Annotated in this window: 12 protein-coding genes, 5 tRNA genes and 1 pseudogene; 13 read left to right on the top strand and 5 right to left on the bottom strand. The window is 59.1% G+C overall.

All coding sequences use genetic code 11. The features are described from left to right. Positions 1-104: 104 nt before the first annotated feature. From DW123_RS09690 to DW123_RS00410, 4 genes and pseudogenes are all read right to left on the bottom strand, one after another. Positions 105-890 (bottom strand): annotated as a pseudogene (locus DW123_RS09690) (HipA domain-containing protein); the annotation flags it as partial. Positions 891-929: 39 nt separating this feature from the next. After that, complete coding sequence (locus DW123_RS09685; protein WP_233540094.1) at positions 930-1,409, bottom strand: HipA N-terminal domain-containing protein; 480 nt, start codon at positions 1,407-1,409, stop codon at positions 930-932. Then, positions 1,410-1,841: a helix-turn-helix domain-containing protein gene (locus tag DW123_RS00415; RefSeq protein ID WP_117794198.1), complete on the bottom strand. Its 432-nt coding sequence runs from the start codon at positions 1,839-1,841 to the stop codon at positions 1,410-1,412. Between the two features lie 124 nt (positions 1,842-1,965). Next, positions 1,966-2,544 (bottom strand): manganese efflux pump MntP family protein, encoded by a 579-nt coding sequence (locus DW123_RS00410; protein WP_117763507.1) that lies wholly within the window; start codon positions 2,542-2,544, stop codon positions 1,966-1,968. Positions 2,545-2,792: 248 nt separating this feature from the next. Here DW123_RS00410 and disA point away from each other — a divergent pair, with 248 nt between their 5' ends. From disA to DW123_RS00380, 6 genes are all read left to right on the top strand, one after another. Beyond that, positions 2,793-3,833: a DNA integrity scanning diadenylate cyclase DisA gene (gene disA / locus DW123_RS00405; protein ID WP_369796797.1), complete on the top strand. Its 1,041-nt coding sequence runs from the start codon at positions 2,793-2,795 to the stop codon at positions 3,831-3,833. After that, positions 3,833-4,561: a 2-C-methyl-D-erythritol 4-phosphate cytidylyltransferase gene (gene ispD / locus DW123_RS00400; RefSeq protein ID WP_117629251.1), complete on the top strand. Its 729-nt coding sequence runs from the start codon at positions 3,833-3,835 to the stop codon at positions 4,559-4,561. The genes disA and ispD overlap by 1 nt, the downstream gene beginning before the upstream one ends. Further along, positions 4,551-5,045 (top strand): 2-C-methyl-D-erythritol 2,4-cyclodiphosphate synthase, encoded by a 495-nt coding sequence (gene ispF, locus DW123_RS00395; protein WP_006234975.1) that lies wholly within the window; start codon positions 4,551-4,553, stop codon positions 5,043-5,045. Before ispD ends, ispF begins: the two co-directional genes overlap by 11 nt. Positions 5,046-5,048: 3 nt before the next feature. Next, on the top strand, positions 5,049-6,515 hold the full coding sequence (gene cysS, locus DW123_RS00390) for a cysteine--tRNA ligase (protein ID WP_118272917.1): 1,467 nt from the start codon (positions 5,049-5,051) through the stop codon (positions 6,513-6,515). 143 nt (positions 6,516-6,658) lie between these two features. Continuing rightward, positions 6,659-7,579: a 23S rRNA (guanosine(2251)-2'-O)-methyltransferase RlmB gene (rlmB, locus tag DW123_RS00385; protein WP_118272916.1), complete on the top strand. Its 921-nt coding sequence runs from the start codon at positions 6,659-6,661 to the stop codon at positions 7,577-7,579. Between the two features lie 3 nt (positions 7,580-7,582). Further along, entirely contained in the window at positions 7,583-8,260 is a 678-nt protein-coding gene (locus tag DW123_RS00380) for an NYN domain-containing protein (RefSeq protein ID WP_118272915.1), read from the top strand. 27 nt (positions 8,261-8,287) lie between these two features. Here the strand turns inward: DW123_RS00380 and DW123_RS00375 are convergent, their stop codons facing one another. Next, a complete protein-coding gene (locus tag DW123_RS00375) occupies positions 8,288-9,628 on the bottom strand; it encodes a DNA-binding protein (protein WP_117763511.1) in 1,341 nt (446 codons plus the stop codon). Positions 9,629-9,851: 223 nt separating this feature from the next. Between DW123_RS00375 and DW123_RS00370 the strand changes: the two genes are divergently transcribed. The 7 genes from DW123_RS00370 (at position 9,852) to DW123_RS00340 (ending at position 12,547) form a co-directional block, all read left to right on the top strand. Further along, a tRNA-Thr gene (locus tag DW123_RS00370) sits at positions 9,852-9,926 on the top strand. 568 nt (positions 9,927-10,494) lie between these two features. Beyond that, positions 10,495-10,576: transfer RNA gene (locus DW123_RS00365), tRNA-Tyr, on the top strand. 10 nt (positions 10,577-10,586) lie between these two features. After that, a tRNA-Thr gene (locus DW123_RS00360) sits at positions 10,587-10,662 on the top strand. Positions 10,663-10,665: 3 nt separating this feature from the next. Next, positions 10,666-10,742 (top strand) — tRNA-Met (locus DW123_RS00355). Positions 10,743-10,838: 96 nt separating this feature from the next. Continuing rightward, the gene (tuf, locus tag DW123_RS00350; RefSeq protein WP_117563790.1) at positions 10,839-12,029 is read left to right on the top strand and encodes an elongation factor Tu; all 1,191 of its coding nucleotides are present in this window, start codon (positions 10,839-10,841) and stop codon (positions 12,027-12,029) included. Positions 12,030-12,308: 279 nt separating this feature from the next. Next, the gene (gene rpmG, locus DW123_RS00345; RefSeq protein ID WP_102372646.1) at positions 12,309-12,458 is read left to right on the top strand and encodes a 50S ribosomal protein L33; all 150 of its coding nucleotides are present in this window, start codon (positions 12,309-12,311) and stop codon (positions 12,456-12,458) included. A gap of 13 nt (positions 12,459-12,471) precedes the next feature. Continuing rightward, positions 12,472-12,547: transfer RNA gene (locus tag DW123_RS00340), tRNA-Trp, on the top strand. The last annotated feature ends 28 nt before the right edge of the window (positions 12,548-12,575 follow it).

The following is a 12,575-nucleotide window of genomic DNA, read 5'->3' as shown; positions in this document are numbered from 1 at the left end:
AGCCACGTGCTAGCGGATTGCAAATGACATTACGAGAGGGGGCACCCGAGCTTTTGCGACGGGTGCCCCCTCTCTTCTTTTGGGAAATGGGAAATTGCGGGCGTCTAGCCAATATCCGCCTTGATGAGGTCGAGGGTGCGCTGGCAGTTTTCGCGGACGGGGCCGAGCATATGCTCGCGCAGGTCCGCCATGCCGGGCAGGTCGGCGTATTCGTCCATGACCTCTTCCATGCAAATGGGTACCTCGTAGGCGAGGTCCATCATGGTCGCAAAGCAAAACTTCTCGGATAGCCCGGCATCGGAGAGCGCCACCTCCAGCGCGGGGTCGCCCATACCGTGGTATCGGCGGATAGCGCCTGGACCGATGCGTCCCACACGATTTTCGCCGCCAACGCTCATAGCAAGGCGTGCCCGACGTCGCATGCTCTCATACGCCAAGCCCGATGCGACATCGTACATGGGTGCGAGCGCCGCGTTTGTGCCTTTGCCAAGGACGAGCGAGTAGTTTTTAGCGTGTGCGTCAGGCGCTCCGATAATGGCGTTATAGAACAACATATAGGTAAAAAGCACAAGATTCATGTGGTGGGGGACTGTTTTAATCAGTCGTTCTTGGATGTCTCGTGTGGTTGGTCCTCCGTCGGCGGTGTATTTCTGGCTTGGCAATACACTGAGCGCCTGGCAAAAGTCCTCCTGATGCAGCCTTTCGATATTTCCGCTGCTATTGACCATTCTGTCGTACCGTTCAACGACGAGCGCGGCTTCGTCTTCAAATGTGCAATAGGAGACGTCGGCAGTTGGAATGCCAACACGCCGAGCCGTTTTCATGCAGACGAATTCGTTTAAGGCCTGATGTTTGAACCCAACGACACCATTTTTGAAGATATGGGTAGTGGGGGATGACCCTAGACATTCGCACCATTGGCCATCATGTCAAGCTAGTGCAAATTTGCCTTGATTGCCGCCCAGGGACCAGCTTTCGTTGGAGCCCATCCATGTCTCTCTTTCGTCATCGCGAATTGCTTTGAGCTTATGAGCGATTTGAGAATTGGTAAGCGGGCGGTATGCGGAGACCCTGCCACGGACGGCGTCTAATTGATCGGTTCGACAAAACTGAACGGCCCCCGCGCAGTCAAGACCGATATGGCACAAGAGGGCGACGGGGTTGTTGGATGCAACGTCATGCTCGGCGGCAATAGCGCGACGCTGCTCTTGACTGTCGGGCAAAAGGCCAAATAGGAACGGGCGGACGATGTTATGGCCATACGTGCGATTGGAAAGCGGCATTGTTAGCGATAGCGGTGCTCCGCGATAGGTTGGGGCGTATACAAAGCTGCAGAGTCCATGCTCGTCTTGCCGGAGAGTGCCTGCGATTTCGCCACAAATGAGGGTCGCAAGCTCCATCTCTGCCATTTATTTCACAACCTTACAGCCAAAGGAGAGGTCTGAAGTGTCGGTAAGGCCTTGCTCGGCTGCGATTTGGGCCAGCAAGGCACCATAGGAAGATGGCGTTCCTTGTCGGGCGGGTCGTCTGCCTACACTTGGCTTGGGCAGGGCATTCGAGTTCGCGATAGGGAGGTCCGCTATCGTCGTCGGATGTTTAAAGGGTGATGCGATTGGGTCGTTATCGCTTTGCACAAAGAGACTTATGCCGAGTGCGTTAAAGACGGTCAGCAGCTTGTCGAGTCGAATGCCAGTGGCGTCTCCTAGCTCGAGCGATGCGAGCAGGCGCTCCGAAACACCGGCCATTTTAGCGAGGGCGGCACGGGTGAGACCCTGAGCCTCGCGTGCCTGACGCACATAGATGCCAGCTTGCCGCGGTGTGGTGATGGGAAGGGTATCCATGGCGATCTCCTAACGTGCAGACTTTTGCATATCAGTATGACATGCAAAAGTCTGCACGAAAAGGCATTATGTAAAACTCTGCATGAGACCTCTACATTGACGTTGAGCTTATGAGAGGCGTTTTTTATATCGCGAGAATCCCCAGATGCTCAAGCAAGATCTTAAGCCCGATGAGGATGAGCACGACGCCACCCACGATGGTGGCAGGCTTTTCGTAACGCGCGCCAAAGGTGTGGCCGATCGCCACGCCGGCGATGGAGAAGATAAAGGTTGTGATGCCGATGAGCGACACGGCGGGCACGATGTCGACCGAGAGCGCGGCAAATGAGATGCCCACGGCTAGGGCGTCGATTGAGGTAGCGATGGCGAGGATCAGGTACTCGACCAGGTCAATCTTTTCGGCATCCTTGCCGTCGCCTTCATCCTCGTCCTCGGTAAATGCCTCCCACAGCATTTTGCCGCCAATGAAGGCGAGCAGGATAAAGGCGATCCAGTGGTCGATGGGGCCGATGATGCCCATGAATTGACTGCCAAGCGCCCATCCGATTACGGGCATGCCGGCCTGAAAACCGCCAAAGAACAGGCCGAGCACCACGGCGACCTTAAGGTTGATCTTTTTCATGCCGAGACCCTTGCAGATGGATACGGCAAAGGCGTCCATCGAAAGGCCAACGGCGAGCAACACGAGCTCTGCGAGTCCCATAGTCTGGCTCCATCTCTGCGGGCGAGCCCGATTACGCGACTACTCCCTCATTTATATGAGACCCAATGCTATCACATGAGCAGTCAAAGGAGCCCCGTCCCAAATGAGCTACCTAAGCTGTGTTCGCTCATTCTGTAAGCATCGGATTTCGCAAGCGCCGCAGGGACAAACCGTGAGAAACTATTTAGCGTTTATGGAGCGTACACGATGGGAGCGATGCCTTGGATAAGAACGAGCTGCAAAAGCGTATGGAACAGGCTATTCGCCTGACGGCACCTGGCCAGCCGATCCGCACCGCCCTCGATATGATCATCGCCGGTCACCTTGGTGCCCTCATTTGCGTCGGTGACACCGAAAACGTGCTCGCTGCTGGTAACGACGGCTTCCCGCTCAACATTTCGTTCACCTCGAACCGTCTGTTCGAACTCTCCAAGATGGACGGCGCCATCGTTATCGACGGCGACCTCACCCAGATTCTGCGCGCCAACTTCCATCTCAATCCCGATCCCTCGCTCGCCACGAGTGAGACGGGCATGCGTCACCGTACTGCCGCTCGCATGTCGGTGCTCACCGATGCCATCGTGATCTCGGTCTCGGCCCGTCGTGCCGTCGTCAACGTGTACGTCCACGGCAAGAGTTACGAGATCCAGCCCGTCACCACCATCATGAGCTCGGTCAACCAGCTCGTCGCCACGCTTCAGACCACCCGTCAGTCGCTCGACCGCTCCTTGCTGCGCCTGACGGCCCTTGAGCTCGACGACTACGTCACGCTCGCCGACATCACCGGCATCTTCTCGAGCTTCGAGATCATGCAGCAGGCAAAGACCGAGCTTAAGGATTGCATCGTCAAGCTGGGTAATCAGGGCAAGCTCGTGCAGATGCAGCTCGAGCAGCTCGCGGGCTCCAGCATGGATACCGAATACGACTTGATGATCCGCGACTACGCAAGCGATTCCTCTGAGGCCAACGCCGAGAAGATCCGCGCCGAGCTGAGCCGCATGACGCCTAAGGACCTGTCCGACCCGCAGCACGTGGCGGCAGTTCTGGGCTATGACGACCTGGACGAGGATTCCGTCATGACGCCGCTGGGCCTGCGCACGCTTTCGCGCGTGTCCGTCGTGCGCGACGGCGTGGCAGAGAAGATCGTCGACGAGTATGGCTCGCTGCAGGAGCTCATGGACGACATCAGCGAGGACCCGGAGCGCCTGGGCGACTTTGGCGTCAACAACCCTGCCATTCTTGCGGACTCGCTGTACCGCATGAAGGGCACCAAACAGGGGAACGCATAATGGCGCCCGTATGCGCCGTGGTCGTTGCCGGCGGCAGCGGCCAGCGCTTTGGAAATCCAGGCGGCAAGCAGCTCGTTAACGTGGCGGGCCGTCCGCTCATGAGCTGGTCCATCCGCGCGTTCGATCGTAGCGACAAGGTCGGCCACATCGTGGTGGTGTGCCCTGCCGAGCGCCGCGCCGAGATGCGCCGCCTGGCCATCGATCCGTTTGACTATGACACGCCCATCAGCTTCGCCGATGCCGGCGATACCCGTCAGGATTCCACCCGTGCCGGCGTGCATGCGGTTCCGGCGGGTTTCGAATATGTCGCCATCCACGACGGCGCCCGTCCGCTCATCACGACCGAGGCCATCGATCATGCGATCGACGTGCTTGTGGGCGACCGCTCGCTCGACGGTGTCGTATGCGGTCAGCCCGCGATCGACACGCTCAAGATCGTCGACGGCGACAATATCGTCGAGACGCCGCCGCGTGAGCTCTACTGGGCCGCGCAGACACCGCAGATCTTTAGCGTCGACGCCATGAAGCGCGCCCACACCGCAGCTATCGCCGAGGGCTTTATCGGGACCGACGATTCTTCGCTGGTCGAGCGCATGGGCGGGCGCGTCCGCTGTGTCCAGAGCCCGCGCGATAACCTTAAGGTGACGGTGCCCGAGGACCTGCGTCCCGTAACCGCGATTCTGCTTGGCCGCATGGCCGAGGGAGAGGACCTTCCCCATGTTCAGTAACCTGCGCATTGGCCACGGCTACGACGTCCACCGTTTGGTGGAGGGGCGTCGATGTATCATCGGCGGGGTCGACATCCCCTACGAGCGCGGCCTGCTGGGCCACTCGGATGCCGATGTGCTTGCACACGCGCTGGCAGACGCCATTCTGGGAGCCTGCCGCGGGGGAGACATCGGCAAGCTATTCCCCGACACCGATCCCGCCTACGAGGGTGCCGATTCGATGGTGCTGCTCGCTCGCGTGATGGACTATGCGCGCGAGCTGGGCTTTGAGTTTGTCGATGCCGATTGCACCATTGCCTGTCAACAACCTAAGATCACCCCGCACCGCGATGCCATGCGCGCCAACCTTGCCCATGCCCTGGGCGTTGACGTCGAAAACGTGGGCGTCGCCGCCACTACGACCGAAAAGCTCGGTTGGGAAGGCCAGGGCGAGGGAATCGGCGCCTGGGCCGTCTGCCTGCTACAGAAAACCGTTAAGGAGTAACGAATGCGTATCTACAACAGCGCTACCCATAAAAAGGAAGAGTTCCAGCCCATCGAGTCCGGCAGGGTCCGCATGTATGTGTGCGGCCCCACGGTCTACGACAACATCCACATCGGCAATGCCCGCACGTTCATCAGCTTTGACGTGATTCGTCGCTGGCTCATCGCGAGCGGCTACGAGGTCACGTTCGCCCAGAACCTCACCGATGTCGACGACAAAATCATCAAGCGCGCCAACGAGCAGGGCCGTACGGCTGCCGAGGTCGCGACGGAGTTCTCCGACAAGTTCATCGGCGTCATGCGTGCCGCCAACGTGCTCGATCCCGATGTGCGCCCCCGCGCCACCAAGGAGATCGGCCCCATGATCGCCATGATCAAGACGCTCATCGAGCAGGGCCATGCCTACGCAGCCGATAACGGCGATGTGTACTTTGCCGTGCGCAGCGATCCCAGCTACGGTCAGGTCTCGGGCCGCAACATCGATGACCTTATGGTTGGCGCGCGCATCGAGGAGAACGAGGACAAGAACGACCCGCTCGACTTTGCCCTGTGGAAGGCCGCCAAGCCCGGCGAGCCCAGCTGGCCGAGCCCTTGGGGCGAGGGCCGTCCTGGTTGGCACACCGAGTGCGCCGCCATGGTGCATCGCTACCTGGGCACTCCGATCGACATCCACGGCGGCGGCTCCGACCTTGCCTTCCCGCATCACGAGAACGAGTGCGCCCAGGCCACCTGCGCCTGGCACCAGGGCTTCTCCAACACCTGGATGCACACAGGCATGCTGCTGGTAGACGGCGAGAAGATGTCCAAGTCGCTCGGCAACTTCTTTACGCTGGCCGAGGTCCTCGAGCAGCACTCCGCTGCCGCTCTGCGCCTGCTGATGTTGCAGACGAGCTATCGCTCGCCGCTCGACTTTTCTTGGGAGCGCCTGGAGGGTGCCGAAAACTCGCTCACGCGTATCGCCGGTACGGTCGAGAACCTGCGCTGGGCCGCGAACCATGCGACGGCCGATGCCGATGAGGCAGCATCCGAGGCGTTTGCCGCCAAGGCCGCCGAGACCCGCGCCACCTTTAAGGAGTGCATGGACGACGACTTTAACACCGCCGGCGCCATGGGTGCCGTCTTTGGCTTTGTGACCGAGTGCAACCAGTACCTGGAGCAAGCGGGCGACGCTGCCGACAAGACCGCTGCCCTGGCCGCCGCCGATACGCTGGTCGAGCTGCTCGATACGTTTGGCGTTGAGCTCCCCGAGCCCAAGGTCGAGCTGCCGCTGGGTCTGCTAGGCGTTGCCGCCGGCTTGGTCGCCTACACGGGCGACGACGTGGACGAGGCCGCTGCCAAGATTCTCGAGGCCCGCGCCGAGGCCCGCGCCGCCAAGAACTGGGATCTGGCCGACGCCATCCGCGACCAGCTCAAGGACCTCGGGCTGACGATCGAGGATACTGCCGCCGGCACCCGTATTAAGAGTCTCTAGTATTTGTCGACCGTTCGAGGTGCGGCAGATTGCCTTGAAAGAGGAGGGCATAGACCTGGTGGTCATGCCCGACGATTGAAAGGCAAGGTGCCGTGGCTCGGACGGTCGATTCTTGTTCGTTATCTATTTAAGGAGGCCGTTTTATGGCCGACAATCGCAAGCGTGCGTCTCGTGGCGGCAAGCAGGCTGCTTCTGGCTCGCGTCCGATTCGCCGCAATGACCGCACTGCCGCGTCCAAGGGTCAGCGCGAGCGCTCCCAAGCCCAGACTGCGCGTCCGCAGCGCGAGCGTGGCCGCGATGCTGTCCAGGCTCCCAAGGGTGAGTTCATCGAGGGCCGCCGTGCTGCCGCCGAGGCTCTGCGCACCGGTTTTCCCGTCAAGTGTGCGCTGATTGCCGAGGGTGGGGAGCGCGATGCCGCCCTATCGCATCTGGTCGATGACCTCAACGCCGCGGGCGTCCGCATTAAGTACGTGTCGCGCGCACAGCTCGATGCGCTGTCGAGCCACGGCGCTCACCAGGGCATTGCGCTCGAGGTGGGCAACTTTCCCTACGCCGACGTTGCCGACATTCTCGACCGCGCGGGCGAGGGTCCTGCGCTCGTTGTCGTGCTCGACCATGTGACCGATGACGGCAACTTTGGTGCCATCGTGCGCTCCGCCGAGGTTGTGGGAGCGGCCGGTGTCATCATCGCCAACAAACGAGCAGCAGGCGTAACGGTGGGCAGCTACAAGACTTCAGCCGGCGCCGTCATGCATCTGCCCATTGCGCAGGTTCCCAATATCGCTCGCGCACTCGACGACCTCAAGGCCGCCGGCTTTTGGGTGGGCGGTGCCTCCGAGCACGCCGAGGGCAGCTGCTGGGACGCTCCCTTCGAGGGCCGCGTGGCACTTGTCATGGGTTCGGAGGGTGACGGCATCTCGCGCCTGGTGCTCGAGAAGTGCGACTTTTTGACCAAGCTCCCCCAGCGCGGTATGACCGAGAGCCTCAATGTGGCCCAGGCGACCACGGCGCTGTGCTTTGAGTGGTTGCGCCGCAACGCCGGCGAGCTCATGGGGAAGGAGTAGCGCATGTCCAAGAAGAACCGCGCCAAGTCCAAGGCCAAGCGCTTTGGCGAGGGCTCGGCCAAGCCGATTGTTTCGGCCGCGACCTATGGCGTGGGCGGCAATGCGTTTGCGCAGGCCATCGCCGATCCGGTCTCGACGGTGCACTCCAATAAGCCCGAGCTGCTGGTGGTCGACGGCTACAACGTGATTCACTGCACGCCGCGCTACGAAAAGCTCGTCTACGACCATTCCGATGGTCCGTATTCCAGCGACGTCCACGATATGGCGCGCACGGCGCTCATCAACGACGTTGCCGCGTTTGCCCAGGGCCGCTACGAGGCCGTGATCGTGTTCGACGGTGCGGGCAATATCTCCAGCGAGCGCCCCAACCTGCCGGCCCGCGGCGTGCGTATCGAGTTCTCGCCGACGGGCGTCTCTGCCGATACCGTGGTGCAGAAGCTCTGCATCGAGGCGCGCGAGGAAGGCCGCGCGTGCTCCGTGGTGTCGAGCGACGGCACGATCCAGGCCGTCGTCATGGGCAAGGGCGTCACGCGCATCTCGAGCCGCATGCTGGTGGACGAGATCAAACAGATCGATAACGATGTTCACGAGGCAGAGGAAGCTCCGCAAATCAAGATGACCCTGGGCAGCCGCCTGAGCCCCGAGGCCCTGGCCAAGCTCAAGGCGTTGCGCGGACGGTAGGGGAGCTGGCGGGGCAATGCTGCCTTGCTAACTCCATTCAGCGATGTCGATCATTCTTTCGAGGCGCCACGTTAGCGCCTCTTTTAGATAAGGCAGTCTCGCTGCTAGGGCATCGTTTTTAGACAGAATCTCGATTGCCTCGTCGACAAAGCCTTTGAGTTTGTCTCCATCGAACCAGCCCATGTCCTCGACGAGCAGCATTTGTTTGGCGGGGCTTGAATGAAACTGCGCGCTGGTAAAACTGTGCTCTCCCGCCCTAAGCTCCTCAAGAGAAATGTTGCACCAGAGCGATGAGCCCGAATCGAAGATGGGGGCTGGCCTGCAGACTAGTGAGTTGACGTTTCGCACGAGGCCGAAGTTGCGCCAATGACGATCGTAGTTGGCGATGATGTCGTCGCACACGATCATGCGGTCAAGGGCATCCTTAACGCCTGTCACCCCGAGCTCCTCGCAGTTTGCTACATATCGCTCGTAGTCGGTTAGCCGTTCATCTGCGTTTGCGTGCTGGTTTACATAGAACGCAGGGACATACTCTTCTTCATCAGTTAAGAAGACATCGCATATGCTCATGGCGGAAGTGCCCGTGCCCTCGAGCGAGTAAGGCACATAATCGCAGGCGTTTAGGATGCGCCGGTGGAGCGCGGTCGCCACCAGCTCGTTATAAGGTTCTTGGTTCAGGTGCGCTCCTGCCTTATGCAGAATTCGACGCCCGCCCTCGCACGTCCAGTACTTTTGAAGATTGCCGTCCGAGGTGTTATCGGGCTTTGCGGCAGCCGCTTTTCCCTCTGGGGCAAAGGGCGCAATGGACAGCGAGACGTCATCAAAGGCGTTATTGAAGAAGTTGATATCCTCCCAGGCGAGACCGGAATCTTGGGGTCTAATCCAATACTGGTCGGATAGGGAGAGGCCGAGATTTCGCTGTACGAGTTCATCGGGAACATCGACTGCGGCTTCTGCAAGCAGGGAGGTTAGCCCAATGCGTGCGAGTGGGATACCGCGGCCGCGCCACCAGATGCGGAAGGAGTCGAGCGATACGGGTTTGCTGGGAGCAAAAACTCCAATAGGGGCGTGGGCACGATCGACGTCGGCGCCGATGTGGGTGAAGTCTTTCCGTGATCTGCTGTAGACCAGCTGGGCTACTTCGTGCGTGCGGTTCATGAGGGTAAATGCGATTTCGCTTTTCCCATGCCCGCGACGAGGCCGTCCCCCTCTTTTGGTTGCGGAGCGGAGTCGCGTGTCTACGCTGTCTTTGTCGATAAGCCACACGCCAGAAGCCTTGCGGGCGGTCAGCGCGCCGTTCTTAATGAGCTCCTGCACCCTGCGCGGGGTGATGCCGAGCAGCTCGGCTGCTTCCTTTGTAGTCAACATCGCGAAACCCTTCGCCAAAACGAATAGTTTTATATAGCCAATTGTAATTAAAACTATTCGTTCTGGCGAATGGTTTTAAGATTGAGGGCATACTGACAGAAATGAACGGGCCTGGTATGCGCTGTTGCTGGATTTTGCATATTTGTATATCGCCGTGCGGCCTGTTGCGCCCCGTCCGCAATTCCATTATTCTTAACAGGCTTCGCGCGAAAGCGCCAAGTGTGCCAGTGTGGCGCAACGGTAGCGCAACTGATTTGTAATCAGTGGGTTGCAGGTTCGATTCCTGTCACTGGCTCCATGAGAGTTTCGGGCTCTGTTCCTTGTGGGACAGGGCCCGTTTCTTTTTTGTTGATAAGTATCGGGCAAAGCGTCCGTCTCGTCCCCCAATTAGTCTCAAACTGTAACACCAAGACGGTTTAATCGTTTCTAACTGTTACAGAATGAGACGTGAGCTGGGGTCTCTGCGTAATATCTCAATCTGTAACAGATAGGGGAGAAAATGTTCTCTAGATGTTACAGATCGAGACAAAGGCCGGACCGGCTCCAGTCATCCACGCTCGGTCAAGCCAGAGAAGCGCGATCACGACCTATATATAGGTGTAAATAAGCCGGTATCGAAGTTCGATCCTGAAGGTGTACTCCACTACACCAAAGTGTTGCCTCGGGAAATGTCACCAGCGTAGCGAAATTCACCGTCCTTCATATCTAAACCCAACAAAACCGCAGGTCACAGGTATATAGATACGCCCGGCACCGTGTATCTAGAGGTTTTCGTTGACAGCCCCCAAGGTGGCATCGTATTATCTTCTTCGTTCGCGGGGGCGGCGGTCCAAAAGACCAAAGAACCTGCGGATACTTGAACGATTGGGAGTTTGCCCGAGTGGTTAATGGGGACGGGCTGTAAACCCGTTGGCTCTGCCTACATAGGTTCGAATCCTATAGCTCCCACCCGTCAAGTGCCTGTATAGCTCAGTCGGTAGAGCACTTCGTTGGTAACGAAGAGGTCACCAGTTCAAGTCTGGTTGCAGGCTCCATCCGGCGGTGTAGCTCAGTTGGTTAGAGCACACGGTTCATACCCGTGGCGTCACTGGTTCGAATCCAGTCACCGCTACCATAGGTAACACGGTGGCTTCTCAATAGTATGTTGAGAGGCCACTATGGTATAAAGGCAAAGTCCCGTCCGGGGACGACCTGTTAAGAGGAGGGCTTTATGGCCAAAGAGAAGTTTGAGCGCACTAAGCCGCATGTTAACATCGGCACCATTGGTCACGTCGACCACGGCAAGACCACGCTGACCGCTGCCATCACCAAGGTTCTCTCCGAGACCGAGGGCTGCAAGGCTGACTTCACTGCGTTCGAGAACATCGACAAGGCTCCCGAGGAGCGCGAGCGCGGCATTACGATCTCCGTCTCCCACGTCGAGTACGAGACTGCTGCCCGTCACTACGCTCACGTTGACTGCCCGGGCCACGCTGACTACGTCAAGAACATGATCTCCGGTGCTGCTCAGATGGACGGCGCTATCCTGGTCATCGCCGCTACCGACGGCCCCATGGCTCAGACCCGCGAGCACATCCTGCTCGCCCGTCAGGTCGGCGTTCCCTACATCGTCGTCTTCCTGAACAAGTGCGACATGGTTGACGATGACGAGCTCATCGACCTCGTCGAGATGGAGACCCGTGAACTCCTCTCCGAGTACGATTTCCCCGGCGACGACATCCCCGTCATCCGTGGTTCCGCTCTGGGCGCTCTCGAGGGCGACGCCAAGTGGATGGACGCTATCCGCGAGCTCATGAACGCCGTCGACGAGTACATCCCGACGCCTGCTCGTAACAACGACCTCCCCTTCCTGATGGCCGTTGAGGACGTTATGACCATCTCCGGCCGTGGTACCGTTGCTACCGGCCGTGTCGAGCGCGGTGAGCTCAAGCTCAACGAGCCCGTCGAGATCGTCGGCATCAAGGACACCCAGAACACCGTCGTTACCGGTATCGAGATGTTCCGTAAGTCCATGGACTTCTGCGAGGCTGGCGACAACGTCGGTCTGCTGCTCCGCGGCATCAAGCGCGAGGACATCGAGCGCGGCCAGGTTCTCTGCAAGCCCGGTTCGGTTACCCCGCACACCAAGTTCACCGGCGAGATCTACGTTCTGACCAAGGAGGAGGGCGGCCGTCACACCCCGTTCTTCGATGGTTATCGTCCTCAGTTCTACTTCCGTACCACCGACGTTACCGGTACGGTCAAGCTTCCCGAGGGCACCGAGATGGCTATGCCTGGTGACCACATCACCATCGAGGGCGACCTCATCCACCCGATCGCCATGGAGGAGGGCCTGCGCTTCGCTATCCGCGAGGGTGGCCACACCGTCGGTTCGGGCATCGTCTCCACGATCATTGAGTAAATTAGCTCTCTGATATAGCTGACTTAGAGAACCCGGCACTTATATGGGTGCCGGGTTCTTTTCTGCAATGGACATTGAGCCGTTGCTGGTGTCGAGAGGATCGATAATGATCCTGGGTGCACCGTCGATTAGCTCTCGCTGGCTTCATTGATGTGTTCCAAATATGAATGGATCCACCGAGAACCAATTGACTCGAGGTTTTCGTTGACAGCACTTACGTAGAGCTGATAAAGTACCAACTCGTGCCCGTACGGGGCGGAAATGAAAGGTTCAGGATACATGCGTACTCTAGTTACTCTTGCGTGCACTGAGTGCAAGCGCCGCAACTATACGACCACCAAGAACAAGGCGAACATGCCTGATCGTATGGAGATCAAGAAGTATTGCCCCTGGTGCCGTCACCACACGCTGCACAAAGAGACTCGCTAGTCTTTAGTCACATACGCCAGTAGTTCAATTGGTAGAGCATCGGTCTCCAAAACCGAGTGTTGAGGGTTCGAGTCCTTCCTGGCGTGCCAGTCATCATTCCGTAAGCTCCCATTGGGG

It is taken from the genome of Collinsella sp. AM10-26 (assembly GCF_003472525.1).
In the GTDB taxonomy this organism is placed as follows: Bacteria; Actinomycetota; Coriobacteriia; order Coriobacteriales; family Coriobacteriaceae; genus Collinsella.
The sequence above is the reverse complement of the archived record's forward strand: the minus strand, read 5'-3'. Positions and strand labels throughout refer to the sequence as shown.

Bases quoted from the DNA above. Each gene is read 5' to 3' on its own strand.
- DW123_RS00380 (WP_118272915.1), top strand. From the start codon at position 7,583: ATGTCCAAGAAGAACCGCGCCAAGTCCAAGGCCAAGCGCTTTGGCGAG.
- DW123_RS00375 (WP_117763511.1), bottom strand. From the start codon at position 9,628: ATGTTGACTACAAAGGAAGCAGCCGAGCTGCTCGGCATCACCCCGCGC.
- rpmG (WP_102372646.1), top strand. From the start codon at position 12,309: ATGCGTACTCTAGTTACTCTTGCGTGCACTGAGTGCAAGCGCCGCAAC.
- rlmB (WP_118272916.1), top strand. From the start codon at position 6,659: ATGGCCGACAATCGCAAGCGTGCGTCTCGTGGCGGCAAGCAGGCTGCT.
- tuf (WP_117563790.1), top strand. From the start codon at position 10,839: ATGGCCAAAGAGAAGTTTGAGCGCACTAAGCCGCATGTTAACATCGGC.
- ispF (WP_006234975.1), top strand. From the start codon at position 4,551: ATGTTCAGTAACCTGCGCATTGGCCACGGCTACGACGTCCACCGTTTG.
- DW123_RS00415 (WP_117794198.1), bottom strand. From the start codon at position 1,841: ATGGATACCCTTCCCATCACCACACCGCGGCAAGCTGGCATCTATGTG.
- disA (WP_369796797.1), top strand. From the start codon at position 2,793: ATGGAACAGGCTATTCGCCTGACGGCACCTGGCCAGCCGATCCGCACC.
- DW123_RS09685 (WP_233540094.1), bottom strand. From the start codon at position 1,409: ATGGCAGAGATGGAGCTTGCGACCCTCATTTGTGGCGAAATCGCAGGC.
- ispD (WP_117629251.1), top strand. From the start codon at position 3,833: ATGGCGCCCGTATGCGCCGTGGTCGTTGCCGGCGGCAGCGGCCAGCGC.
- DW123_RS00410 (WP_117763507.1), bottom strand. From the start codon at position 2,544: ATGGGACTCGCAGAGCTCGTGTTGCTCGCCGTTGGCCTTTCGATGGAC.
- cysS (WP_118272917.1), top strand. From the start codon at position 5,049: ATGCGTATCTACAACAGCGCTACCCATAAAAAGGAAGAGTTCCAGCCC.